Origin of the sequence: Alteraurantiacibacter palmitatis (genome assembly GCF_037154115.1) — a bacterium.
GTDB lineage: Bacteria > Pseudomonadota > Alphaproteobacteria > Sphingomonadales > Sphingomonadaceae > Alteraurantiacibacter > Alteraurantiacibacter palmitatis.
This window is the reverse complement of sequence record NZ_JBANRO010000005.1, coordinates 98,263-120,550: the sequence shown is the minus strand read 5'-3', so window position 1 is coordinate 120,550 and position 22,288 is coordinate 98,263. Positions and strand designations below refer to the sequence as shown.

Sequence of the window (22,288 nt, the reverse complement as noted above, 5' to 3'; positions counted from 1 at the left end):
GATCAGCCTGCTGCCGCCGCGCTCTGGATGCCGGCCACGATGGTTGCCGCGCCAAAGATGATGAAGCAGCCGATGATGACCGTTGCGCCAAAGCGCCAGTTCATCCGGCCCGTCAGCATCAGGAAGCCCACAGCCGCCACCGCCATCACCGCAACCGCAGTGGCGACATTGCCCAGCATGGTGCCCTGAATCCAGTAAAGCGCCGCTTCGATCGGGCCGGACCCGGCGGTGGATTGCGCCTGCGCCGCCGTGGGGGCGAGCAGGGAAAAAGCAGCGAGAACGGGGGCAAGGAAACGCATTACGGGTTACTCCGGGAATGGCTGGACAGGCGGCCCATGATGCGGGCCACATAATCCTGTGTTTCGGCAATGCGCGGGATACCGCCCGCGCGCATCACGCGGCCGGGCCCGGCATTATAGGCGGCCAATGCCAGTTCGACATTGCCGCCAAAGCGGTTGAGCTGTTCGCGCAGATAGCGCGCGCCGCCTTCCAGATTGGCAACCGGATCGTGCGGGTTCACGCCCAGATCGCGCGCGGTGCCGGGCATCAATTGCGCAAGGCCGCGGGCGCCGGCGTGCGAGACAGCATTTTCGCGCCAGCGGCTTTCCTGCCAGACCAGCGCCTCGATCAAGGCAGGCGACAGATCGTAGCGGGCAGAAAGCTGTGCCACGACCTGGGTATAGCGGGCCGGCACGCCGCGCGCCTGAAAGGCGGTGTCGGCCACGGCGTGTTCGGGTATGCCCGCCGCGGCAAGGCTGGCATCAGGGCTGGCATCAGGCACGAAGGAACCTTGCAGGCCTTGTGCGGTTGAATGGGCAGAGGCGATCGGCCCTGCCACCCAGCGCGCTTCGCCGCCGGGCGCGATTTCCAGCACATCGGCGCGCGCAGTGCCTGCCGCGAGCAAGAGTGCCGCAGCGACCGAAAGCCGGACAAGAGCAAGGGGTTGGCGAAGAATCACCAAGAAAAGCCTCCATTCCTCCCCCGCCTTTGCTTATTACAAATGACAGCGGCGTGACAGCTCTACGGCAAAAAGGGCCCGGCGGCATCGCCACCGAACCCTTTGCCTTATCTGCGACCGTCAGGGAAGTCTTTTGTTCCGCCAAATCAGGTGATTGGGCAAGCCGCGCCTCAGTTCATCGCCAGGCGCGATTGCTCCAGCGCACGAAGGGCGCTGCGTGCGGCGCGGCGCGAATCCACCCAGCTGCCATCAGCCAGTTCCAGCTGGTAGCGGATTTCGCTGCCTGCGGCGGCGCGATAGGCCTGTTCGGCCCGCACCAGATCACCGAGCGTCTGATAGGCGGCGCCCAGATTGATCAGCAGCGCCGGGTCATTGGGATTGTCCGCCCGCAGCGCTTCCAGCGCGGCAACCGCTGCCCGCGCATCGCCCTGCGACAATTCCTCATAAGCGACCTCGCGCTGATCCGCGCGGCGGATTTCCTCGACCATGGCCATCGCGCTGCCCTGCGAAACCATCAGCACACCCATTATCGTACCCAGCAGCATGGCATCTCTCCTTGTTCCGCGCCCCCGGCAAAGGCCCGGGGCTGTGCGTTGATGGTGCAAGAATGCGCTGGCGAGGGTGTCATCGCAACAAAACTGTAACAATGTCACAAAAACGCAATATTTGCAGATGCGGCACGGCGCGCCTGTGTTTCAAAGCGAGTGGTTTTCGCCTTGTGAAGGGTGCGGCAGGCGTCTGCCGGCTTCATCGCGCAGCGGCCAATGGTGCGATGCGGCGTTTCAACGCCATTTTGCCCGACAACCGTCACACAGTCCGCAAACTGTCACATGGCGGCCCTAGCTGGCGATTCGCGATCAACCTCTCGCGTCAAGTTTTCCTGCCAATTTCGGCACAAATAGGGGACCGCCTGCTGTGACCAACCTTTCCCGTTCGCTCGTTCTCGGCTGCTCTATCCTGGCGCTTGCCGCCTGCGGCCCGGAAGAAATCGCATCGCCCGGCACCGGCGGCAATGTCATCATCAACAACCCGCCCGCCACGCCTGCGCCGACGCCGACGCCCACGCCGACCTCGTCGCTGGTCACTCCGGCTTCGGGCTGTCCCACCATTACGGCCACCGGCGGTTTGACCGATGAAGGCACGATCACGGGCCCGACCGGCACCTACCGCATCTGCGCGCTGCCACTGGTAATCGATGCGGACAGCACGCTGCCCTATATTCCGGGCCTGCTCTATCGCCTTGCCGGCCAGACGCTGATCGGTACCGATCGCGGCGCCGCTTCGACGGGCAGCGCGGTGGAACTCACGATCCAGCCGGGTGTGATCGTCTATGCCAGCGGTTCGTCCTATCTCGCGGCCACGCGCGGCAACCAGCTGAACGCGGTCGGCACGGCGGAACGCCCGATCATCTTCACCAGCCGCGACAACGTGCTGGGCCTCAACGGCCAGGATTCGTCGTCGCAATGGGGCGGCGTGGTTCTGCTCGGCCGTGCGCAGGTGACCGACTGTTTCGACCCGCTGGCGACGCCGGGCACCAACGGATGCGAATTCCGGCTCGAAGGTTCCACCACTCCGGCATTCGGCGGCGGCACCACCAATACCGACAATTCGGGCCGCCTCGAATATGTCCAGATCCGCTTCTCGGGCTTCATCATCGGCGCGGGCAACGAATTGCAGGGCCTCACCACGGTGGGCAGCGGTTCGGGCACGCAGCTGCGCTACATCCAGTCGGTCAACAGCTCGGACGACGGGGTCGAATTCTTTGGCGGCCGCGTGAACATGAAGAACCTGATTGTCTATGGCGCCGAGGACGACTCGCTCGACGTCGACGTGGGTGTGAAGGCGAACCTGCAATATGTGATTCTCGTCCAGCGCTCCACCGTCACTTCGGACTCGCTGATCGAGGGCGATACCAGCAACGGTCTGGAAAACAGCGTTCCGCGCACCAATCTGAACCTCACCAACGCCACGATGATCCAGCGTTTCACGGCCGACCAGGCGATCCGCCTGCGCGGCGGCATGGATGCGACCATCTCCAATTCAGTGGTGATCGACCAGTCGGCCTCGGGAACGCCGTGCCTGCGCATTGACGATGCCGCCACGATTCAGGCGGCCAATGCGGGCCTTGACGAGCTGGGCCCGCCGGTCTTCGCTTCGGTTGCGTTCCAATGTGCGACCGTCACGCGCAACGGCAGCAACAGCGGTGCGACCGCTGCGGCGGCGCTGGCGTTCATCACCGGGGGCACCGGCAACAATGTGGCCTTCACCAATTCGCTGACCGCAGGGTATCTGGGCGGCGCGAACGAGACCGGCTTTACGCCGATCTTCAATGCAACCACGCTGTCCAGCTTCTTCGAAGCGACGACCTTCATCGGTGCAGTATCGCCCGCCAACAACTGGACCCAGGGGTGGACCTGCAACATGAGCGGCCTCAACTTCGGCACCGGCAACACCGGGTCGTGCCTGACCCTGCCGGTCTACAACTAATCGACCATTCGGGATCGGGGTGTCGGCCAGTGTGCCGGCACCCCGCGCCCTTTTTGCGCAAGCTGGCGGGCCTTGGCCCCCGACAACCGTATCGAACTTTCAGGGAATCCATGGTCATGACCAATGGCAGGCAGCTGGCGGCACTGCTGCTTCTTTCGACCGCGCTTTCGTTTCCCGTCTCCGTTTACGCCCAGGATACCGGTGCTGGCGAAGAGGCGGAACCGGCTGACACAGCGCAGGACGAGGAATTCGACGCGCCGGATATCTCCCTTGGCGGCAATACCATCATCGTGACGGGCCGCATCAACCGCGACCCCACGCGCTCCTCCACGCAGGTCATCAGCGTGCTGTCCACCGAACAGATCGCGCGCACCGGCGAAGGCGACATTGCCGGCGCGCTGGGCCGCGTGACGGGCCTTTCGGTGCAGGGGCAGGGCTTTGTCTTCGTGCGCGGTCTGGGTGATCGCTATTCGCTGGCGCTGCTGAACGGCCTGCCGCTGCCGTCGCCCCAGCCGCTGAGCCGCGTGGTCCCGCTCGACATCTTCCCCACCAGCATCGTTGCCTCCTCGCTGGTGCAGAAGACCTATTCGGCCAATTTCCCCGGTGAATTCGGCGGCGGCGTGATCAACCTCACCACGCGCGCCATTCCCGATGAATCGTTCCTCTCGGTCGGCATGGGCGTGAGCGGCGACACCGAAACCACCTTCCAGAACGGCCTGTCCTATTACGGATCGGATACCGACTGGACCGGTTTTGATGACGGCACCCGCCGCACGCCCCCGGCGCTGCAGGCCTATCTCGACAGCGGCCGCCGTATGTCGGACCTGACGCAGGCCGAACAGGGCGCCATCGGCAAGCAACTGGGCAATCCCAACCTCATCCTGCTGCAGAAGATCGGCGATATTCCGGCCAACTGGTCGGGCAGCCTGACTGCCGGCACCGCAACCGACATCGGCGATTCGCGCCTTGGCGTTGTCGCCACCGGGTCGATCAGCAATGAATGGCGCACGCGCGACATTTTCAAGCAGGCCGTGCTGGGCAATTTCACTTCCGGCGCGGATACCAACGAGATTGCCACCGACAACCGCATCACGGTGAACGGCCTTCTGGGACTGGGTCTGGAATTCGGTGAACACCGTTTGCGGATGACCAATCTGTTCATCCGGGACACGCTCAAGACCGCGCGCCTGTCCGAAACCTACAATTTCGTGCTGGAAGACGACATCAAGGAACAGCAGACCGCATGGTACGAACGCCAGCTGATGAACAGCCAGCTGGTGGGCGAACTGCGTTTTGGCGACCTGTCGGTCGATCTGCGCGGCGGCTGGGCCAAAACCATGCGCGACGCGCCGTTCGAATATGACTTTGCCTATGTGCGCCAGAACACGCCTGCACCGCTGGGCAATATCTTCGTCAACCAGCTTGACCGGCAGAATGGTTATGCTTCGGTGGCCTTCTCCAACCTCGACGAAACGCTGTGGTATGGCGGTCTGGACCTCAGCTATCGCCTGGCCGACTGGCTGGGCGCTTCGGCGGGTTATGCCTACACCGATACCAACCGCTATTCCGAGCGGCGGCAGTTTTCGTTCCTCAATCTGGACGGGGAACGATCTTCCGAATTCCGCCAGGGTATCGGCGTGCTGCGGCCCGACCTGCTGCTGGGCGATGCGATCATCGATTACTACCGCCTTCGCCTCGACGAAACGACCGAGACCGATCCCGCTTTCGAGGCGGGCCTCGAAATCCACGCCGGTTACGGCCAGGTGCAGGTCGAGCCGCTGACCGGCCTCTCGCTCAATCTGGGTGTGCGTTACGAGGACGCGGTGCAGTTCGTGCGGCCGGTGGAGGTGTTTACCATCCCGATCGCCAATCCGCGCAGCAACCAGCTGAACAATGATTACTTCCTGCCCGCCGCCACGCTGACGTGGGAAGCGACCGACAGCCTCCAGCTGCGCCTCCACGGTTCGCAGACGATCGCGCGCCCGCAGTTCCGCGAACTGATCTTCCAGCCCTATTTCGACCCCGAAACCAACCGCTCCTTCACCGGCAACCCCTTCCTGGTCGACAGCAAGCTGACAAACCTGGAATTGCGCGGCGAATACTATCTGGGACGCGGGCGCAGCTTCTCGCTGGCCGGCTTCCACAAGAAGATCCTGCGGCCGATCGAGGTGTTCTCCACCTTCAACGACAACGATCAGGTGTCGTCCTTCGCCAATGCGCCGCGCGCGACGCTGTATGGGTTTGAAGCTGACCTGCAATATGCCTTTGACCTTGCCGATATGGGCGGCTTATTCCAGACCAAGCAATTGGTGCTGGTCACGAACTACACCTGGACGCAGTCGGACATTTCGGTTGGCCCTGATGACATCACTTTGAACGATCGCGGGCTGGAAATCCCGGCGGCCAATCTGTTCCGCGACGGTGTGCCGATGACCGGGCAAAGCGACCATCTGGCGAATTTCCAGCTCAGCTTCGAGGATGTGGACCGGTTGCAGCAATTCACCGTGCTGGCCGGCTATGCCAGCAAGCGCGTGACCAGCCGCGGCACGGGCACGCTGCCCGATATTGTCGAAAATCCGGGCTTCAAGCTCGATCTGGTGATGCGCCAGGGCCTCAATTTGTTCGGAACTGAAGCGGAACTGAAGCTGCAGGCCCGCAACATTCTGGGTCGCGACAATTTCGAATATCAGACCGACGGCACGACCCGGCTGGAAATCAACACCTACAATGTGGGAACCAGCTTCTCGGCGTCAATCTCGTTCGATTTCTGATCGACTTTGCGGATCGGGCAGGCTGGTCATCTCCTCTCCCAACGCGCAGCCTGCCAGCGGTTCGTTTCCAAAGGCTCCGCCCTCACTGAAGGGCGGGGCCTTCTTTTTGGTGCGCGCAAAAGTGGGCGAGCCGCCGTTTCGGCCTGCCAAACGGAACGGAAATGCCGGCTGGGGCGCCGCTGGGGCGCAGGCCTACAGGTCGAGCACGTAGCCCTTGCCATGCACGGTGCGCAGCAAATGCCCCGCACCCGCTTCGCGCAGGCCAAAACGCAGCCGCTTGATCCACACATCCACCGTGCGCAGGTATTCGGGATCGCCCGCCTTGCCCAGCGCATGGACCAGCTCGGCGCGGGTCAGGATGCGGTTGGCGTTTTCCGCCATGAATCGCAGCACGCGAAACTCGTTGGGACGCAAGGGGATCAGCGTCCCCTTCCAGCGCGCCTGTTCGCCCGCGACATTGATCTGCAGATCGCCGGCTTCGACCATCTGCCGCGCAAGCGGGCGCAGGGCATTGGCGTGCAGCGCCAGCACACGGTCGAGAATGGCCTGCCGGTCGAGCGGGCCAATGGCGTAATCGTCTGCCCCGGCCTTGAGCGCGCGGCGGCGATCGTCGGCATCGTCGGCTTCCAGCACCATGGTGACATGGGCCTGGGCCAGCCGCGGATCGGCGCGCAGGCGGCGGCACATTTCGAGGCCGGAGAGGTCCTTCATCACCCAGTCGACAAAGGCCCAGGCCTGCCCGTCCACCAGCTTTTCCGGCCCATCGGGCGTCAGCAGGATGAAGACGAAATCGGTTTCGCCGTTGGAAAACCTGTCAAACCGCGCGGCCTGCGTATCGGTGGTGAGGATACTGACGCGGTTCATCAACTAAGCCCCTGCAATACAAGCGCGCGCGAGCGCCCGCGCGTGCAGGTGACACGGGGATGTGACTGGCATATGACGGATGTGCGGCCAAGTCCCCGCTCGCCCTAAAGGACGTCGCGCGGTCCGGTATCCAGGGCCGTGGGGAAGTGGCGCCGGGTGGCGGAGACGGAGGGATTCGAACCCTCGATACCCCGATAGGAGTATGGTTCCTTAGCAGGGAACTGGTTTCAGCCACTCACCCACGTCTCCGCATCAGCGGCGCGGGCGGGCTATAACGAGGGGATCGGGTCGGGGCAAGTGGGCGAGGGCGCCGCCCATGCATTTGTGCCTGCCGGTGTTTTGGCGGATGCGCCGCCGATCCCGGCGTGGCTGTGAAGCGGCAAATGGATTCGATTCGCCGCAAATCCGATTCGTTTCGCCGCGCGTTCATTGCCGCTTCAGCCGCAAAGGATTCTTTTGTGGTGTGAAGCAGTCCGCTTGGGCTGGGGGAAAAGGAACGGAACATGGTGAAGCCGATTGCCCGATCGGGCCGCGCAGCAGGCGGATGGGCGGCGCATGCGGTTGTCATTCTCGCCGCTGCGGTCGCCGCCCTCATGTGGAGCGGCATGGCGAATGCGCAGGGGATGGAGCGCGTCGATCCCAATGCGGCGATCGATGCCGATCTTGCGCGACCCGGTACGACCACAGCGCCCACCGTGGCCCCGCCGACAGACCGTTATGCCGATGCGGTGCTCGATCTGCCGCCGGAAACCTATCCCGCGCCTGCCGCGCAAACAGCTGCTGCCCCAAGCGCCGCTGCGCCGCGCCCCGTGCAGTCCTCGCCGGCCACCACCTATGCCGAAGATGACCTGATCGGCGCGGCCGAAGGCTTGTTCGGGCGCGGGGCGGAAGGGCTGGCGCGCCTGATTCAGGATATCCTGTCGCGCCAGGGCGAACCCAACGCCTATATCGTGGGCCGCGAAGGCGGCGGCGCGTTCATCTTCGGCGTGCGGTACGGTTCGGGCACGCTGTTCCACCGGATCGAAGGCAATATGCCCGTCTACTGGACTGGCCCTTCGGTGGGTCTCGACGCCGGGGCCAATGCGGGCAACACCTTCGTGCTGGTCTACAATCTCGACAATACCGATGATCTGTATGAACGTTTCCCGGCGGGCGAGGGGCAGGCCTATCTGGTGGGCGGCTTTACCGCCAGCTACCTGCGCAAGGGCAATACCGTGCTGATCCCGATCCGCGTGGGCGCAGGGCTGCGGCTGGGCGTGAATGCGGGCTATATGCGCTTCTCGCGCAAGCAGCGCTGGGTGCCGTTCTGAGCATAATCCTGCCCCAAAGGGCACATTCCCGCTTGCGATAGGGCGGCGCTGGCGGCATGGAGCCGCCGCTATGCTCGACACACTCACCCAACAACCGCCCGATGCGCTGCTGGCGCTGATCAAGCTTTATGATGCGGACCCGCGTCCGGCCAAGATCGACCTTGGCGTGGGCGTTTACCGCACGGCTGACGGAGGCACCCCCGTTTTTGCCTGCATCAAGGCGGCGGAGGCCAAGCTGGTGGCCGAGCAGGACACCAAGGCCTATCTGGGGCCGGAAGGCGACATGGGCTTTGTCCATGCGCTGATGCCGCATATCTTCGGCGGCGAGGATCCTTCGCAAGGCGGTCGGATTGACGGGATGCAGACCCCCGGCGGCACCGGCGCGGTGCGCCTGGCGGTTGCGCTGGCGAAGAAGGCCGGGGTGGCCCGCGTGCTGATGGGCACGCCCAGCTGGCCCAACCATGCGCAGATCATGGCCGATACCGGGGTCGAGCTGGTGGCGTTCAACCACGCCGCTGCCGATGGAAGCGCCGATCTGGATGCGCTGGCCGCTGCGCTCAAGGCTGCGCAGCCGGGCGATGCGGTGCTGCTGCACGGCTGCTGCCATAACCCCACCGGGATTGATTACACGCCCGCGCAGTGGGACGCGATTGTCGATCTGCTGGCCGAAACCGGCGTGCTGCCGATCATCGATCTGGCCTATCAGGGGCTGGGCGCCGGCATGGACGAGGACGCCTATGGCACGCGCGCCGTGGTGGCTCGCCTGCCGCAGGCGCTGATCGCTTACAGCTGCGACAAGAATTTCGGCCTCTACCGCGACCGTGTGGGCGCCTTCTATGTCTTTACCCGCGACGCGGCGCAGACGCAGGCTGCGCTGTCGAACGGCCATGCCCTCGCCCGCGCCAACTGGTCCATGCCGCCCGATCATGGTGCAGCGGCGGTGCGGATGGTGCTGGAAGACGCGGCGCTGACGGCCAACTGGCTGGAGGAGCTTGCCTCGATGCGCGCGCGTATCCGGCAGGTGCGCGATACGCTGGCGGCATCGGGCATGGCGGGCACCGTCAATCTGGTGCCGTTGGGCCAGCAGCAGGGTATGTTCGCCATGCTGCCGCTGGACAAGGAGCAGATTGCCGCGATCCGCGCCGATCACGCCGTCTATATGGCGGGATCGGGCCGCATCAACATCGCCGGGCTGACCACTGACAATATCGGCACTTTCGTAAGCGCGCTGGCTGCGGTCAGCGGCTGATCGCGGGAGGCCCGTTCACCCGCGCAGCGCCATGATGCGTTGCAGGTAACGGGCGACCACGTCGATCTCCAGATTGACTTCGCTGCCCACGTCCAGCGCGCCCAGCGTTGTCACCGCCGCGGTGTGCGGGATCAGGTTCAGGTGGAAATGCACGCTGCCATCGGCCTGGTCGTCCAGCGCGTTGACCGTCAGCGAGACGCCGTCCACCGTGATCGAACCCTTGGCCGCAATATAGGGCGCGAGCGCAGGCGGCGCGGCAATCGTCGCCCGGATCGAATCGCCTTCCCCCTGCCAGCCCACCACGCGGCCCACTGCATCGACATGGCCGGTCACGATATGGCCGCCCATCTCGTCCCCCAGCTTGAGCGAGGGTTCGAGGTTCAGCCGCCGCCCTTGCGCCCACATGGCCCGCGCGGTGCGGCTGACCGTTTCGGCCGAGACATCGACCGCGAACCAGCTATCGCCTGCTTCACCGCCCTTCTGCACCGCGGTCAGGCACACGCCCGAACAGGCGATCGATGCGCCGATGGCGATGCGTGCCGGGTCGAACGGGCAGGCAATTTCCAGCCGCAGATCGCCGCGCTGCTCCACCTTGCGAATCGTGCCGATGGCAGTGACGATGCCGGTAAACATGGGGCCTAGGTCTCCTGAAAGGGCCGGAAGATGCGCAAGCTATCGCGGCCCAGATCGCGCTGGTCAACGCAGGTGAAACCGGGCGGCGGTGCGCCGCCTGCCGCTGCGCCCAGCGCACCATAGGCGGGGATGCCCCGGCCCAAGGCCAAAGGCGCGCAATAGAGGTGCACCTCGTCCACCAGACTGGCGGAGAGGAACGCGGCGGCGGTCTCGGCGCCGCCTTCGACATAGAGATATTGCAGCGGCAACAGGCGCGTGATGCCTTCCGGACTGCCCAGCTTCTCCCACCCCTCCGGCGCATCGCCGCGCGTCAGCAGCAGTCGGCGGGGGGAAAGTGCCTCCAGCCCCGGCAGCCGCACATCAAGGCGCGGGGCATCGCGGCGCAAGGTCGCCCCGCCCACCAGGATCGCCTCGGCCATGGCGCGCTGGCGGTGGACATGGGCGCGGGCGATAGGGCCGGTGATGGCGACCGGTTCGCCCGACACAGGCCCGATGAAGCCATCCGCGCTCACCGCCAGTTTCAGCGTGATATGCGGGCGATGCTTCGTCTCGCGCGTCAGGAAACCGGCCAGGCTGTCGCGGCAGGCGGGATGATCGGCCAGCGTCACCGCAATTCCGGCGGCGCGCAGCCGCGCGGAACCCTTGCCATGGGTGCGCGGATCAGGGTCGGTGCAGCCGATGACCACGCGCGCCAGACCCGCCTGTGCCACAAGGTCAGCGCAGGCCGGGCCGCGCGGCGAGGCGTGGGCGCAGGGTTCCAGCGTGACATAGAGCGTGGCCGCGCGCGCCGCATCGCCCGCCTGCGCCAGCGCGACCGCTTCGGCATGGGGGCGGCCACCGGGCGCGGTCCAGCCCCGGCCCCGCACCCGGCCATCCTTTACCACCAGTGCGGCAATAGCGGGGTTGGGCGCGCTGTGCGGCCGGGCGCGGCTGGCGAGGCTGGCCGCGGCATCCAGCCAGCGTGCATCTGCCGCCGCTTCGGCCTCAGCCGCCCCGCTTTCACCCCCCTGCACGGGCGCAATATTCCTCGACCGACAGGCGCGCCAGCGGATCGACATCGTCGGGCAGCGGCACTGCATTGGCTGCCTGTTCGGCGGCGCGGGCCGCCTCGGCCTCGGCTTCGATTGCGTCCACGTCGATAAAAGTGGCGCGGCCCAGCGCCTTGTAGATGTCCCGGCGGATTTCCGCGCGCTCGGCCAGCAGGCTTTCCAGCTCGTCGCGCAATTGCTGGTTGCGACAGTTGGAGGCGATGATTTCGGCCTCGCTGCGTCCTTCGGCCCAGGTGGAGATGTAGATGACTTCGGGCATTTCGGGCTCGACCATCTGGCTCTTGGGGATGAACAGCATGAACAGCGCAAAGGTCATGGCGATGGCCACGCCCAGCAGGCCCCAGCGGTGCCGGGTCGGCTGCCGCCAGACGGTAACGAAATCGGCCACCGCCCGGCGCGGGGAAATGCGGCGCAGGAATTGCTTCATGGGAAGGGCAGATAGGCGCTCGCAGCCGGTTGCGCCAGTAGGGCTTTCGTGCGCGCGGTCACCTTTTGCGCTCAGCCGAAGGGGGCATAGAGCCCGCGCCCCTCGCGTTTAAGCCACCTGTCGGCGCTGGCCAGATCACCGTCGAAGAGGCTGTCCAGCATGGCGTAGAAGGCCGGGGAATGGTCGAAATGCGCCAGATGCGCCACTTCATGCGCCACCACCGACCGGCGCACGGTGTCGGGCGCCATGATCAGCCGCCAGTTGATTCGGATACAGCGCCGAGCAGTCATGCCGCGCCCGCTGCTGCACGATCCCCACCGCCTTTGCGCGCGGCTGAGGCGCAGATCGGGCACTGCCTGCCTGGCGCGGGCGCAGTAATGCGCCAGATCATCGGCCAGATGGGCCAGCGCCTCACCCTCCAGCCAGCGGCGGATGCGCGGGGCGAGGTTGTCGGGCGGCCCGCCGATGACCAGCGCCGATCCATCCACCAGCGGGCTGCGCGGCGCGGATTTCTGCCAGTCGATCACCACGCGGCACCCGCGATAGGGAAAGGCGGTTCCCGGCGCGATCTCCAGCGCCGGCGGAACGCGGGCCAGTTGCGCCTCCACCCAGTCCGCGCGGGATCGGGCAAAGGCCAGCGCATCGGCGGTGCGGCCCCAGCGCGGGATCGTCATCCGCAATTCGCTGCCATCAGGGGCAAGCCGCATCGTCAATCGCGTGGCGCGCGGGTGGCGGCGGATCGCGATGGGCAGCGGCCCTGCGGGCAGGTCGAGCACGGGGTCGGCTGCCGCTTGCCCGCTCTCACCGCGCAGCCAGCCGATCATTGGGGCCACTGCGTCAAATGATGCTCGATCGGCCCGGCCTGGTCCTCGCTGATCACGCGGCCTGCCACGCTCACCCCGGCGACGATCATGGCTTCGGGTCCGCCGGTCAGCAGCGGGTGCCAGTCGGGCAGGGGATCGCCATCGGCGCGGCGACGATAGGCGCAGGTGGACGGGAGCCAGGGCACTTTCTTCACCAGTTGCAGCGTCAGGCGCAGGCAATCGGGCACGAAGGCGCGGCGGTGGCGGTAATTGGAACAGCGTGCGGTTTGGGTGTCGAGCAGGCGGCAGGCGACATTGGTTTCCGCCACTTCGCCGGTATCCTCGTCCTCCAGCTTGTGCAGGCAACAGCGCCCGCAGCCATCGCACAGCGCCTCCCACTCCTCGCGGGCAAGCGATTCCAGCGGCAGTTCCCAGAACCGCTCCCGCATCAGCGTGTCACCGGACCCACTTGCCCAGCTCTTCTGCGACGCCCTCGGCGCTTTCGTCCACGGGAAGCAGGGCAATGGGATTGCCTTGCCGGTCCATCAGGTAACCGGCGTTGGAATGCTGCATCAGATAGCCGACATTGGCATCATCGGCCCCGCGCGAATAGAAGACCGAGAAGTTCTTCGCCGCCTCGTCAATCGCTTCGGGGCTGCCGGTCAGGCCGATCAGATTCGTGCCGAAATTGGCGGTGTATTCGGCCACTTTTTCAGGCGTATCGCGTTCGGGATCGATGGTGATGAAGATCGGCTGCACTTCGTCCGCCAGTTCAGGGTTTGCTTCGGCCCAGCGATTATAACCCTGCATCATGCGGGTCAGGTCGAACGGGCAGACATCGGGGCACCAGGTGTAGCCGAAATAGACCATGCGCCACTTGCCGTCGAAATCGCTCCACCGCACGGTTTCGCCCGCGCCGTTGACCAGGGTGAACGGCCCGCCGATGGCCGCGCCTTCCAGCGGCGGCGGTTCGGCCGGCGGGGCCGCATCGCAGGCGGACAGCAGGGCAAGGGCGGGCAGGACAGCAAGAAGCGCCGGGATACGGACAAAAGGGAGCTTTGGCATGACAGGGCGGTTCATGCTCTGCTAACGCAGCGGCGGCAAGGGAGAATCCGCGTTGGCGATGATCCGCGTATCGCCCGTTTTTGCAATGCAAGGAGTTGGGGACAGGCCATGGGCAGTCTTCGTGTATCAGGGAAACTGTTGGGATTGATCGCCGCCGCTGGAATGGGGCTGGGCCTTGTAGGCGCAGCGCCCGCATCGGCGCAGCTTCGGTCGGAAGGCTACCAGTTCCTGCAGGCGGTCGAGGATGCGCTGAACGGGGGTGACACATCCAAGGTCACCGAACTGCTCAGCGTGCCCGGTTCCACCGTGGTCAATGCGCGCGATATCTCGAACGGGCGCACCGCGATGCACCTCGCCGTCGGGCGGCGCAACGGCGTGTGGGTGGATTACCTCTACCAGCAGGGCGCGAATGTGAACCTGGCCGACAATGCCGGCGTCACCCCGCTGATCCAGGCGGTGCAGGCGGGCTGGGTCGAAGGCGTGCAGAAGCTGATTGCCCACGGTGCGCGGGTGGAAGTGGCCAACAATACCGGCGAAACCCCGCTGATGTTCGCGGTGCACGCGCGCAATACCGAATTGATGCGCGTGCTGCTGCAAGCCGGCGCCAGCCCCGACCGCACCGACCATTCGGGCCGGTCCGCACGCGATTACGCACGGCTGCGCGGGGAACGCGATATCACCAATGAAGTGATCACCCGCTATGAACGCTCTGCCAGCGAAAGCGGCAGCTACGGGCCGAGTTTCTGACGATGGATCAGCGCCACGAAACGCTCGACGATCTGCGCCTGCGCCTCGCCCCGGCGCTGGCGCGTGCGGCGGTGTTCGACGGGTGGAGCGATGCCGCGCTGGACGCCGCAGCGGCGGACGAAGGCGTCGATCCCGCGCTTGCCCGGCTGGCCTTTCAAGGCGGCGCGATGGATATGATCGCCGCGCTGGTGCAGCGAATCGATGCCGATATGGAAGCGCGCTTTGCCGACGGATCGCTGGGCAATATGAAAATCCGCGAACGCATCCGCACGCTTGTCTGGTTCCGGCTGGAAGCCTTGCGCGGGGTGGAAGAAGCGATAGCCCGCGCGCTGGCGATCCAGGCGATGCCACAAAATCTGGGCCGTAGCCTGGCGCTCGGCTGGAGCAGTGCCGACAAAATGTGGCGGCTGGCGGGCGATACCGCCACCGATTACAACCACTACACCAAGCGGGCGATCCTGGCGGGCATCTATGCCGCCTGTCTTGCCGTATTCGTGCAGGATGACAGCATGGCCAAGGCCGACAGCGCCGCCTTTCTCGACCGGCGGATTGACGGGGTGATGCGGTTCGAAAAGGCCAAGGCGCGGCTGCTGGGCGGTGCAGGCACGCCGGCGCGCGAACATTTCGATCTGGCGCGTTTTCTGGGGCGGCTGCGTTACCCGCAATCCTAGTGCGCAGGTAGGTCGGGCATAATTGCCCCACGCCCCTTGGCGCTGCCCCTTGCGATTGGCTAGGCCATGCGCCGACACTTTCGAGAGGACACGATTCGATGGCGGGCAGCGTCAACAAGGTAATCCTGATCGGCAATCTGGGGCAGGACCCGGAAATCAAGAGCTTCCAGAACGGCGGACGCATCGCCAATCTGCGCATCGCCACCAGCGAACAGTGGAAGGACAAGGCCACCGGAGAGCGCAAGGAACGCACCGAATGGCACACTGTCGTGCTCCAGTCCGATGGGCTGGTGGGCGTGGCCGAACGCTATCTGCGCAAGGGCAGCAAGGTTTACATCGAGGGGCAATTGCGCACCCGCAAATGGCAGGATCAGAACGGCAATGACCGTTACACCACTGAAGTGTCGGTTGGCGGCATGGGCGGCGTGCTCACCATGCTCGACAGTGCACCCGGTGGCGGCGGCCAGCGCGGCGGCGGCAGTTCGGATTATGGATCGGGCGGGAATGACCGCGGCGGATCGTCGGGCGGCTGGAACCAGGGCGGCGGTTCGGCTGGCGGCGGATCGAGCTTTGCCGACGATCTGGATGACGATATCCCGTTCTGATGCGGGATGATCGCGGGAAAGCTGACGAAGTTGACATCGTGACGCTGCTCTGAGGCGGCAAATTGCCGTTCAGAATCAACGGAATGATCCCCGATTGCAAAGTTGACACTTCGGCGGGTGAATTTTCCCGTGGGGCAATGGACAGATGCGAAAGAGCCGGGGGCAAGCTCGGCACTTTCCGCGTGTGTAGGACAGCGCCTAATCCTTCTTCCCCCTAATCCTTCTTGACCAACGCCGCCAGCGCAGCGGCGAGCGGCCCCTTGGGGCCTTCGTCATTGAGGCCGAACTTTTCGCGCACCGCGTCCGCCTCTGGCCCGGTGGCATAGGGATCGATCGCCAGCGCAAGGCTTTCCGCGACGGCTTCGCCCAGATCAAAGGCGGTGCCGGAATAGGGGATCTCGTCCAGCTCGGTGCCGTCCAGCTCGATTTCCTCGTCCGGCGTTCCGGGGCCGGTGTCAGGCACGAAGCGGAAGGTCAGCGGCTCGCGGATTTCCACGGGAAGGTCTTCGCCCGATACGGCGCAGCTTTGCACGATATCGGCCTCCAGCGTGCCTGCCGCATTTACCGCCTCGCCATCGGCAATCAGGCTGACTGTCGCTTCCAGCCGCTTGACCGCCACAATCCCGAAGCGCTGCGCCAGCGCGGCGCGCTGTGCATCGTCGGCGCGCAGCACCAGCGGCGCGGCGGTCAGTTGCCGCCGGTCGACCATGCAGGAGAATTCGGGCGCGGGGGTGGGGGCGACAGTCATCGCGGCTCTCCGAAATCGCCCGCCAGCACCTCGGCATCGCTGCGCCCGGCAAGGTCAGCCGACAGATCCAGCAAGCGGGCGGCCAGCGCCGCCGGCTCGGCAGCCTCGTTCCAGTGGATATTGCGTTCAAGCACCTCGGCCAAAGCGGCGGCATCCTTTTCCGCCATCACCTTGCGCAGCGCGGCCATGCGCCCGCCCAGCGCGCTCATCAAGCGGCCGATATGCTTGCCCACCACCACATCGCCAATGCCGTTTTCGCGCAATTGCCCGTCCATATCCTCCACGAACAATTCGGTCAGGCGCGCGGTTTGCAGGCCCAGATCGGGGCTGGCCTCCATCCGCAGCATGGTGAGCGACAGAATATGCACGATCATGTCGAACCGCCCGTCAATCGTGTCCGCCACGCCGCAGCGCGCGTAATGATCGGGCTGGCGGCTGATCGCCACCACGCGGTGCCATAAGGGGCGCACCGCCTCGACCGGATCGGGCGCGGTTCCCAGCAGGCGAGCAAAGAAGGACATCGGCGGTTTGCCTTTCGCGGGTGTTAAGCAGGCGTTCAAAGCCCTGTGGGCAAGCGCATTGCACGATTTGGCGCCAGCCCGTAAGGCTGGCATCCGAACGTATCGGCGAACATATAGGCCGTAGCCCCATTCCCGCAATGCAGCCCTTGGGCGCGGCGGGTTGGTGGCATGGCCAAGCGAAGGACGAAGGCTTCACTATGCATCTGCCAGGCAGGCAATTGATCGTGCGGATTGCGGGGGCAGGACTGGCCGCGCTGACGCTGGCGGGCTGCGCCTCGATCCAGAATTCGCGCGGCTATCTGATTGACGAAGTGCTGGTGGCATCGGTGCAGCCGGGCCTCGACAACCGCGAATCGGTGCAGGGCACGCTGGGCCGCCCCACCATGCAGAGCCAGTTTGGCGATCCGGTGTGGTATTACATCTCCAGCCGCACCGAACAGGCACCCTTCACCCGTCCGCGCATTGCCGGGCATACGGTTCTGGCCATCCGGTATGACGAGCGGGGCAATGTCCTGTCGGTCGAACGCAGCGGGGTGGAGCGAGTGGTGCGCCTGAACCCCGATGGGCGCGAAACGCCGACGCTGGGCCGCAACCGCACGCTGTTGCAGGATCTGTTCGGCAATATCGGCCAGGTGGGTGCGGCTGGCATGGGCGGAAGCGGGGCGCCTCCTCGCTGATCGCATCTTGCTGTCGGCTGGCAGCTTGCCCATATCTTCGGCCATGACAGAACCAAACAGCGCTTCCGCCCACGGCCTCGTGCAGTGGCATTCCACCACCATCATCGGCGTGCGCCGGGGCGGGCAGACGGTGATCGCGGGCGATGGCCAGGTTTCCATGGGCAATACGGTGATGAAGCCCAATGCCCGCAAAGTGCGCCGCCTTGGTGCAGACGGCCGCGTGGTGGCGGGCTTTGCCGGGGCCACGGCAGATGCCTTCACCCTGTTCGAACGGCTGGAGAAAAAGCTGGAAGCCCACGGCGGCCAATTGCTGCGCGCCGCCGTCGAACTGGCCAAGGACTGGCGCACCGACAAATATCTGCGCAATCTGGAAGCGCTGATGATCGTGGCCGATGCCGATGCCATGCTTGTGCTCACCGGCAATGGCGATGTGCTCGAACCCGAAATGCAGGGCGAAACGGTCATCGCGGCGATTGGTTCGGGCGGGAATTACGCGCTGGCGGCGGCGCGCGCGCTGGTCGATTATGAGGACGATCCCGAAAAGATCGCCCGCCGGGCCATGGCCGTGGCGAGCGATCTGTGCGTCTTTACCAATGACCGGCTGACGGTGGAGCGGGTCTGACCGCTCAATCTTCCCGGTCGCGTTCGGTAATGGTGAAGTCGCGGTCCAGTTCGATGTCGTAAACGCCATCGCCGCAGCGCGCATTGTCCACATCATAGCCGTTATCGTCGCGCTCGATACTGTCGGGGCTGGTGCAGCCGGCAGCCTCCAGCGCGGCCATCACGCTGGCGCGTTCGGCATCGGTGATCGGCTGATCGTCCCAGTCATTGGCCAAGGCAGCGGTCGGCAGGGCAATCGCGGCGGCAAGTGCAAGCAAACGCATGACATATTCTCCTTTTTGGTGGAGGGTTTACGCGCCAGCGGCCTTGTCTGTTCCTTGCCAGCCTTGTCATCCTGCCGCGCGGCTGACACTGTTCGGGGCGAAATGTGCGCATCGCGCGGCGAATTGGGGCAAGGGGCGGGCATGGATCAGCATCAGGGCCGCGTTGTGTCCGTGCAATTGCTGCGTTTCCTTGCCGCGGCAGTGGTGGCGGGGGGGCATCTGGCCTTTGCCTTTTCGGATCATGTCGCGGGCGGTCTGGGCCTTGATCGCAGCGTGGCGCGCGCCAGCAACCACGCGTCGCAAAGCGCGGTGGCGCTGTTTTTCCTTGTGTCGGGCTATATCATGGTCGTCGCCTCGCAGCGCCTGTTCGGCGTGAAGGGGGGGACGCAAGCCTTCTGGCTGCGGCGCGCGGTGCGCATCCTGCCGCCCTACTGGATCGCCACCGCGCTGCTGGTCGCAGTCTTTCTGTGGCTGGGGCGCGAGGTGGACGCTGGCCACCTGCTCCGATCCTTGGCGCTGGTGCCCGGTTACGGCGCGGATGGGGCCAGACCGCTGCCGATCCTGTGGCCCGGCTGGACGCTGTTCTATGAAATGCTGTTCTATCTGCTGTTCGGCCTTGGCATTTCGGCGGGCCGCTGGCCTGCCGTTTTCGTGGCGGCGGGCGGGATTGCAGCGCTGGTGCTGCTGGGCACCGTGCTCGCCAGCCCCGGCGCGGTGCTGTTCAGCGCCACCCGCCCGGTCAGCCTGCTGTTCCCCATCGGCATGGCGCTGGCCCTGTGGCGCGAGGGGGGAGGGGAACTGCCCGCACCCTTGCGCGTGGCGCTGGCGTTGGCGGTGGTTCCGGCAATGGCGCTGGTGCCGCGATCAACGGGCGATGCGCTCGACTTTGCCTATCTCCTCTGGGCTGGTCTGCCCGCGCTGCTGCTGTTTGCTGCGGTGGTCGGCGGGCCGCTACGCGTGCCGGGGCCGCAGGTGGCGGACGTGCTGGGAGGCATGAGCTACGCGCTCTATCTGCTGCATCTGCCGGTGGCGTGGATCTGGGCCGCCTTCTACCCCGGCTTTCTCTATGCGCTGGGGCCGTGGTTCCATTTCGCCAGCCTGCTGGGCGGGGCCTTCGTCATCAGCCTTGGCTTCTACCTGTGGATTGAGCGCCCGCTGACCGCCGCGCTGAACCGGCGAGTGGCGGTGGCCGGTCGCCGGACTTGAACCACCGCAATGCCGGGGCCATTTGGGAAGGGCATATGGACAATCTCACCCCCAAGGCCATCGTGGCCGCTCTCGACGAACACATCATTGGACAGGCGGATGCCAAGCGCGCGGTGGCCGTGGCGCTGCGTAACCGCTGGCGCCGCCAGCGTCTCGACGCCGGACTGCGCGACGAGGTGACGCCCAAGAACATATTGATGATTGGCCCCACCGGCTGCGGCAAGACCGAGATCAGCCGCCGTCTGGCCAAGCTGGCCGATGCGCCGTTCGTGAAGGTGGAGGCGACCAAGTTTACCGAGGTCGGCTATGTCGGACGCGATGTGGAACAGATTGCGCGCGATCTGGTGGAAGAGGCGATAAGGCTGGAAAAGGACCGCCGCCGCGAAGCCGTGCGCGAAGCCGCCAGCAAGGCGGCGATGGAACGGCTGCTCAACGCGCTGGTGGGCGAAAGCGCCAGCGCCGCCACGCGCGAAAGCTTCCGCCAGCGCATCGTGGAAAACGCGATGAACGAAACCGAGGTGGAGATCGAGGTGGCCGAGGCCGGCGGGATGCAGATGGACATCCCCGGACTGCCCGGCGGCGCGACCATGATCAACCTCAGTGAAATGATGGGCAAAGCCTTTGGCGGGCCGCCCAAAAAGCGCCGCAAGCTGAAAGTGCCCGAAGCATGGGACCGGCTGGTCGATGAAGAAGCCGAAAAGCGCATGGACCAGGACGATGTCGCGCGCGTTGCCCTTGCCAATGCGGAAACCAACGGCATCGTCTTTCTCGACGAGGTGGACAAGATTGCCGTGTCCGATGTGCGCGGCGGCTCCGTCAGCCGCGAAGGGGTGCAGCGCGATCTGCTCCCCCTGATCGAAGGCACCACGGTCGCCACCAAATACGGCCCGATGAAGACCGACCACGTGCTGTTCATCGCCAGCGGCGCGTTCCATGTGGCGAAGCCGAGCGATATGCTGCCCGAATTGCAGGGCCGCTTGCCGATCCGTGTCGAACTCGCCAGCCTGACCGAGGAGGATTTCGTCGCGATCCTTTCGCAGACTCGCGCTAATCTGGTCAGCCAGTATCAGGCGCTGCTCGCCACCGAAGGGGTGACGGTGACGATGGATGATGCGGCAGTGCGCGAAGTGGCGAAGATCGCCGCGCAAGTGAACCAGAGCGTCGAGAATATCGGCGCCCGCCGGTTGCAGACGGTGATGGAACGCCTGTTCGAGGAACTGTCCTTCACCGCCGAAGACCGCGTGGGCGAGACGGTGACGATTGATGCCGAATATGTCCGCGACAAGCTGGCTGGCCTTGCGGGCAATGCCGACCTTTCCAAATATATACTCTAATCGGAATAGCCCGAATGACCGCCGATACGCCGCCCGATGGACGCCTGCCTTATCGCTGCATCACCGGCCCGGATGACCATGCCTTTTGCGAGCGCGTGTCGCAGGCGCTGGAGGAAGGCTGGCGGCTGCACGGCCCGCCATCGCTGGCCTTCCATGTGGACGAGGGCCGGATGTATGTGGCGCAGGCCGTGATCTGGCCGGGATATGGCGGCACGCCTGCACCCTAGCTGCACCAGCCGCACCAGAACCAGGCGGGCGGGCGGAAGGCGGTGATGACGCGCCCGGCGGCAATCACGAACAGCCAGCTTGCCAGGCTGATCCCGGCAAACCACCGCGCCGCGCGCGGGATGGCATCGTGCGGCCCCAGCCGCGCCAGCTTTCGCGCGGTGGTGGCATAGAACAGCGCCATATTGACGCCTGCCAGCGCCATTACCGCCATCTTGAGCTGGAAAGCGGGGTTATACAGATACTGATCGGGGCTGGAGGCAACAAAGACCACGCCGCTCGCCGCGCTTAAGCCAAAGCCCAGCACGCCGAACGGCACCAGCCGGTGCAAGGCGGGCAGCGATAGCCCGCGAAACGCGCCCAGCATCCGCGCATCCACCACGCCCACCGTGCCGATCAGCAGGGTGAGGCCGGTAAAGTGCACCACTTCGGCCAGCGGCCAGCCCCAGCTGGAATAGGCGATGTCGAACAGGCCGGTATCGATCGCCCAGTTGACGATTTTGACCGGGTCAAGCAGCGGATCGGCCGGATAGGTCATTCCGTCACCCCCAAACCTGTCTCGAACTGTGCATCGGAAGTGAGCAGCATCTGGTTGGTATAGAGCAGCAGCTTGCCCGCCGCGACGCCGCCCAAAAGCAGCGCCAGCGCCAGCACGGCCTGCAGCTTCACCAGCCCCACCGGCTCCACGCCCTTGGAAAAGCTGACCCGCGCCATATGCGCCACCAGCCACACGCCGCCGATCAGGAACACGAATTTGAGGGCAAAGACCCAATTGGTCAGCGCTTTCGCCGGATATCCTGCCAGCAGGGCAAGGCCCGAAACAGCCGCCAGCACGGCCCCCAGCTTCATGACCGGAAACAGGCTGCGCCATTTCGCCAACTGCGTGCCCCTCGCCACGCCCAGCACGCGCAGGCATATGGCAATCCCGCCGCCCACCAGCAGCGCCATCCCCCAGGCATGGCCGATCAGCGCCACGAAATAGGCGTAGAAATCCTCGCGCATGAAGACGCTGGGAGGGGTCTGTTCCAGCCAGGCGAGTGCGGACATCATGCGC

General features: G+C 65.3%; 27 protein-coding genes and 1 tRNA gene. 12 read left to right on the top strand and 16 right to left on the bottom strand.

Annotated features, from left to right (window positions below):
• Window positions 1-2 precede the first annotated feature (2 nt).
• The 3 genes from WFP44_RS07375 to WFP44_RS07365 all read right to left on the bottom strand — a co-directional run bounded on the left by WFP44_RS07375 (window position 3) and on the right by WFP44_RS07365 (window position 1,503).
• On the bottom strand, window positions 3-299 hold the full coding sequence (locus WFP44_RS07375) for a TrbC/VirB2 family type IV secretion system protein (protein ID WP_336925782.1): 297 nt from the start codon (window positions 297-299) through the stop codon (window positions 3-5).
• The gene (locus WFP44_RS07370; RefSeq protein ID WP_377922686.1) at window positions 299-961 is read right to left on the bottom strand and encodes a lytic transglycosylase domain-containing protein; all 663 of its coding nucleotides are present in this window, start codon (window positions 959-961) and stop codon (window positions 299-301) included. The genes WFP44_RS07375 and WFP44_RS07370 overlap by 1 nt, the downstream gene beginning before the upstream one ends.
• A 167-nt stretch (window positions 962-1,128) precedes the next feature.
• On the bottom strand, window positions 1,129-1,503 hold the full coding sequence (locus tag WFP44_RS07365) for a tetratricopeptide repeat protein (protein WP_336925781.1): 375 nt from the start codon (window positions 1,501-1,503) through the stop codon (window positions 1,129-1,131).
• Between the two features lie 370 nt (window positions 1,504-1,873).
• Here WFP44_RS07365 and WFP44_RS07360 point away from each other — a divergent pair, with 370 nt between their 5' ends.
• Together WFP44_RS07360 and WFP44_RS07355 are read left to right on the top strand one after the other, a co-directional pair.
• Complete coding sequence (locus WFP44_RS07360) at window positions 1,874-3,445, top strand: hypothetical protein (protein ID WP_336925780.1); 1,572 nt, start codon at window positions 1,874-1,876, stop codon at window positions 3,443-3,445.
• Between the two features lie 116 nt (window positions 3,446-3,561).
• Window positions 3,562-6,216, top strand: a complete 2,655-nt coding sequence (locus WFP44_RS07355; protein WP_336925779.1) for a TonB-dependent receptor domain-containing protein — start codon at window positions 3,562-3,564, stop codon at window positions 6,214-6,216.
• Window positions 6,217-6,408: 192 nt separating this feature from the next.
• On the opposite strand, the gene WFP44_RS07350 is transcribed toward WFP44_RS07355, so the two are convergent.
• Entirely contained in the window at window positions 6,409-7,080 is a 672-nt protein-coding gene (locus tag WFP44_RS07350) for a response regulator transcription factor (protein ID WP_336925778.1), read from the bottom strand.
• A 157-nt stretch (window positions 7,081-7,237) separates the two neighbouring features.
• A tRNA-Ser gene (locus tag WFP44_RS07345) sits at window positions 7,238-7,329 on the bottom strand.
• Between the two features lie 254 nt (window positions 7,330-7,583).
• Here WFP44_RS07345 and WFP44_RS07340 point away from each other — a divergent pair.
• Entirely contained in the window at window positions 7,584-8,390 is an 807-nt protein-coding gene (locus WFP44_RS07340) for a DUF1134 domain-containing protein (protein ID WP_336925777.1), read from the top strand.
• Window positions 8,391-8,460: 70 nt separating this feature from the next.
• Window positions 8,461-9,639, top strand: a complete 1,179-nt coding sequence (locus WFP44_RS07335) for an amino acid aminotransferase (protein ID WP_336925776.1) — start codon at window positions 8,461-8,463, stop codon at window positions 9,637-9,639.
• 15 nt (window positions 9,640-9,654) lie between these two features.
• Here the strand turns inward: WFP44_RS07335 and WFP44_RS07330 are convergent, their stop codons facing one another.
• The 6 genes from WFP44_RS07330 to WFP44_RS07305 form a co-directional block, all read right to left on the bottom strand.
• Window positions 9,655-10,272 carry a riboflavin synthase gene (locus tag WFP44_RS07330; protein WP_336925774.1) on the bottom strand — a complete coding sequence of 206 codons (618 nt, stop codon included), beginning with the start codon at window positions 10,270-10,272 and terminating at the stop codon, window positions 9,655-9,657.
• Between the two features lie 5 nt (window positions 10,273-10,277).
• Complete coding sequence (gene ribD / locus WFP44_RS07325) at window positions 10,278-11,285, bottom strand: bifunctional diaminohydroxyphosphoribosylaminopyrimidine deaminase/5-amino-6-(5-phosphoribosylamino)uracil reductase RibD (RefSeq protein ID WP_336925773.1); 1,008 nt, start codon at window positions 11,283-11,285, stop codon at window positions 10,278-10,280.
• Complete coding sequence (locus WFP44_RS07320; RefSeq protein WP_336925772.1) at window positions 11,272-11,748, bottom strand: hypothetical protein; 477 nt, start codon at window positions 11,746-11,748, stop codon at window positions 11,272-11,274. Before WFP44_RS07320 ends, ribD begins: the two co-directional genes overlap by 14 nt.
• 71 nt (window positions 11,749-11,819) lie before the next feature.
• On the bottom strand, window positions 11,820-12,572 hold the full coding sequence (locus WFP44_RS07315) for a M48 family metallopeptidase (protein WP_336925771.1): 753 nt from the start codon (window positions 12,570-12,572) through the stop codon (window positions 11,820-11,822).
• Entirely contained in the window at window positions 12,569-13,000 is a 432-nt protein-coding gene (locus WFP44_RS07310) for a YcgN family cysteine cluster protein (protein ID WP_336925770.1), read from the bottom strand. Before WFP44_RS07310 ends, WFP44_RS07315 begins: the two co-directional genes overlap by 4 nt.
• A 7-nt stretch (window positions 13,001-13,007) precedes the next feature.
• A complete protein-coding gene (locus WFP44_RS07305; protein WP_336925769.1) occupies window positions 13,008-13,616 on the bottom strand; it encodes an SCO family protein in 609 nt (202 codons plus the stop codon).
• A gap of 138 nt (window positions 13,617-13,754) precedes the next feature.
• Here WFP44_RS07305 and WFP44_RS07300 point away from each other — a divergent pair, with 138 nt between their 5' ends.
• From WFP44_RS07300 to ssb, 3 genes are all read left to right on the top strand, one after another.
• The gene (locus tag WFP44_RS07300) at window positions 13,755-14,363 is read left to right on the top strand and encodes an ankyrin repeat domain-containing protein (protein ID WP_336925768.1); all 609 of its coding nucleotides are present in this window, start codon (window positions 13,755-13,757) and stop codon (window positions 14,361-14,363) included.
• Between the two features lie 2 nt (window positions 14,364-14,365).
• On the top strand, window positions 14,366-15,034 hold the full coding sequence (locus WFP44_RS07295; protein ID WP_336925767.1) for a COQ9 family protein: 669 nt from the start codon (window positions 14,366-14,368) through the stop codon (window positions 15,032-15,034).
• Between the two features lie 98 nt (window positions 15,035-15,132).
• On the top strand, window positions 15,133-15,639 hold the full coding sequence (ssb, locus tag WFP44_RS07290; protein ID WP_336925766.1) for a single-stranded DNA-binding protein: 507 nt from the start codon (window positions 15,133-15,135) through the stop codon (window positions 15,637-15,639).
• Window positions 15,640-15,853: 214 nt separating this feature from the next.
• Here ssb and WFP44_RS07285 read toward each other — a convergent pair whose 3' ends face one another.
• Together WFP44_RS07285 and WFP44_RS07280 are read right to left on the bottom strand one after the other, a co-directional pair.
• On the bottom strand, window positions 15,854-16,387 hold the full coding sequence (locus WFP44_RS07285) for a YceD family protein (protein WP_336925765.1): 534 nt from the start codon (window positions 16,385-16,387) through the stop codon (window positions 15,854-15,856).
• Window positions 16,384-16,908, bottom strand: coding sequence for a ubiquinol-cytochrome C chaperone family protein (locus WFP44_RS07280; protein ID WP_336925764.1), 525 nt, complete (start codon window positions 16,906-16,908; stop codon window positions 16,384-16,386). The genes WFP44_RS07285 and WFP44_RS07280 overlap by 4 nt, the downstream gene beginning before the upstream one ends.
• Window positions 16,909-17,105: 197 nt before the next feature.
• On the opposite strand from WFP44_RS07280, the gene WFP44_RS07275 reads away from it, so the two are divergent.
• Window positions 17,106-17,585, top strand: a complete 480-nt coding sequence (locus WFP44_RS07275) for an outer membrane protein assembly factor BamE (RefSeq protein WP_336925763.1) — start codon at window positions 17,106-17,108, stop codon at window positions 17,583-17,585.
• Window positions 17,586-17,628: 43 nt separating this feature from the next.
• Entirely contained in the window at window positions 17,629-18,207 is a 579-nt protein-coding gene (gene hslV, locus WFP44_RS07270) for an ATP-dependent protease subunit HslV (protein WP_336925762.1), read from the top strand.
• 4 nt (window positions 18,208-18,211) lie between these two features.
• Here hslV and WFP44_RS07265 read toward each other — a convergent pair whose 3' ends face one another.
• The gene (locus tag WFP44_RS07265; RefSeq protein WP_336925761.1) at window positions 18,212-18,469 is read right to left on the bottom strand and encodes a PepSY domain-containing protein; all 258 of its coding nucleotides are present in this window, start codon (window positions 18,467-18,469) and stop codon (window positions 18,212-18,214) included.
• A 141-nt stretch (window positions 18,470-18,610) separates the two neighbouring features.
• Here WFP44_RS07265 and WFP44_RS07260 point away from each other — a divergent pair, with 141 nt between their 5' ends.
• From WFP44_RS07260 to WFP44_RS07250, 3 genes are read left to right on the top strand one after another with little or no spacing between them, the layout of a single operon-like run.
• Window positions 18,611-19,675, top strand: coding sequence for an acyltransferase family protein (locus tag WFP44_RS07260; RefSeq protein WP_336925760.1), 1,065 nt, complete (start codon window positions 18,611-18,613; stop codon window positions 19,673-19,675).
• Between the two features lie 35 nt (window positions 19,676-19,710).
• A complete protein-coding gene (gene hslU, locus WFP44_RS07255) occupies window positions 19,711-21,009 on the top strand; it encodes an ATP-dependent protease ATPase subunit HslU (RefSeq protein WP_336925759.1) in 1,299 nt (432 codons plus the stop codon).
• Between the two features lie 14 nt (window positions 21,010-21,023).
• Window positions 21,024-21,236 carry a DUF1737 domain-containing protein gene (locus WFP44_RS07250; RefSeq protein ID WP_336925758.1) on the top strand — a complete coding sequence of 71 codons (213 nt, stop codon included), beginning with the start codon at window positions 21,024-21,026 and terminating at the stop codon, window positions 21,234-21,236.
• Here the strand turns inward: WFP44_RS07250 and WFP44_RS07245 are convergent.
• Together WFP44_RS07245 and WFP44_RS07240 are read right to left on the bottom strand one after the other, a co-directional pair.
• A complete protein-coding gene (locus tag WFP44_RS07245) occupies window positions 21,233-21,772 on the bottom strand; it encodes a hypothetical protein (protein WP_336925757.1) in 540 nt (179 codons plus the stop codon). The two genes, WFP44_RS07250 and WFP44_RS07245, sit on opposite strands and share 4 nt — an antisense overlap.
• The gene (locus tag WFP44_RS07240; protein WP_336925756.1) at window positions 21,769-22,284 is read right to left on the bottom strand and encodes a hypothetical protein; all 516 of its coding nucleotides are present in this window, start codon (window positions 22,282-22,284) and stop codon (window positions 21,769-21,771) included. The genes WFP44_RS07245 and WFP44_RS07240 overlap by 4 nt, the downstream gene beginning before the upstream one ends.
• Between the last annotated feature and the right edge of the window lie 4 nt (window positions 22,285-22,288).

Coding starts and splice junctions, on each gene's coding strand:
- WFP44_RS07375 (WP_336925782.1), bottom strand. CDS start 299: ATGCGTTTCCTTGCCCCCGTTCTCGCTGCTTTTTCCCTGCTCGCCCCC.
- WFP44_RS07365 (WP_336925781.1), bottom strand. CDS start 1,503: ATGCTGCTGGGTACGATAATGGGTGTGCTGATGGTTTCGCAGGGCAGC.
- WFP44_RS07355 (WP_336925779.1), top strand. CDS start 3,562: ATGACCAATGGCAGGCAGCTGGCGGCACTGCTGCTTCTTTCGACCGCG.
- WFP44_RS07350 (WP_336925778.1), bottom strand. CDS start 7,080: ATGAACCGCGTCAGTATCCTCACCACCGATACGCAGGCCGCGCGGTTT.
- WFP44_RS07340 (WP_336925777.1), top strand. CDS start 7,584: ATGGTGAAGCCGATTGCCCGATCGGGCCGCGCAGCAGGCGGATGGGCG.
- WFP44_RS07335 (WP_336925776.1), top strand. CDS start 8,461: ATGCTCGACACACTCACCCAACAACCGCCCGATGCGCTGCTGGCGCTG.
- WFP44_RS07330 (WP_336925774.1), bottom strand. CDS start 10,272: ATGTTTACCGGCATCGTCACTGCCATCGGCACGATTCGCAAGGTGGAG.
- WFP44_RS07320 (WP_336925772.1), bottom strand. CDS start 11,748: ATGAAGCAATTCCTGCGCCGCATTTCCCCGCGCCGGGCGGTGGCCGAT.
- WFP44_RS07315 (WP_336925771.1), bottom strand. CDS start 12,572: ATGATCGGCTGGCTGCGCGGTGAGAGCGGGCAAGCGGCAGCCGACCCC.
- WFP44_RS07310 (WP_336925770.1), bottom strand. CDS start 13,000: ATGCGGGAGCGGTTCTGGGAACTGCCGCTGGAATCGCTTGCCCGCGAG.
- WFP44_RS07305 (WP_336925769.1), bottom strand. CDS start 13,616: ATGCCAAAGCTCCCTTTTGTCCGTATCCCGGCGCTTCTTGCTGTCCTG.
- WFP44_RS07295 (WP_336925767.1), top strand. CDS start 14,366: ATGGATCAGCGCCACGAAACGCTCGACGATCTGCGCCTGCGCCTCGCC.
- ssb (WP_336925766.1), top strand. CDS start 15,133: ATGGCGGGCAGCGTCAACAAGGTAATCCTGATCGGCAATCTGGGGCAG.
- WFP44_RS07285 (WP_336925765.1), bottom strand. CDS start 16,387: ATGACTGTCGCCCCCACCCCCGCGCCCGAATTCTCCTGCATGGTCGAC.
- WFP44_RS07280 (WP_336925764.1), bottom strand. CDS start 16,908: ATGTCCTTCTTTGCTCGCCTGCTGGGAACCGCGCCCGATCCGGTCGAG.
- WFP44_RS07275 (WP_336925763.1), top strand. CDS start 17,106: ATGCATCTGCCAGGCAGGCAATTGATCGTGCGGATTGCGGGGGCAGGA.
- hslV (WP_336925762.1), top strand. CDS start 17,629: ATGACAGAACCAAACAGCGCTTCCGCCCACGGCCTCGTGCAGTGGCAT.
- WFP44_RS07265 (WP_336925761.1), bottom strand. CDS start 18,469: ATGCGTTTGCTTGCACTTGCCGCCGCGATTGCCCTGCCGACCGCTGCC.
- WFP44_RS07260 (WP_336925760.1), top strand. CDS start 18,611: ATGGATCAGCATCAGGGCCGCGTTGTGTCCGTGCAATTGCTGCGTTTC.
- hslU (WP_336925759.1), top strand. CDS start 19,711: ATGGACAATCTCACCCCCAAGGCCATCGTGGCCGCTCTCGACGAACAC.
- WFP44_RS07250 (WP_336925758.1), top strand. CDS start 21,024: ATGACCGCCGATACGCCGCCCGATGGACGCCTGCCTTATCGCTGCATC.
- WFP44_RS07245 (WP_336925757.1), bottom strand. CDS start 21,772: ATGACCTATCCGGCCGATCCGCTGCTTGACCCGGTCAAAATCGTCAAC.
- WFP44_RS07240 (WP_336925756.1), bottom strand. CDS start 22,284: ATGATGTCCGCACTCGCCTGGCTGGAACAGACCCCTCCCAGCGTCTTC.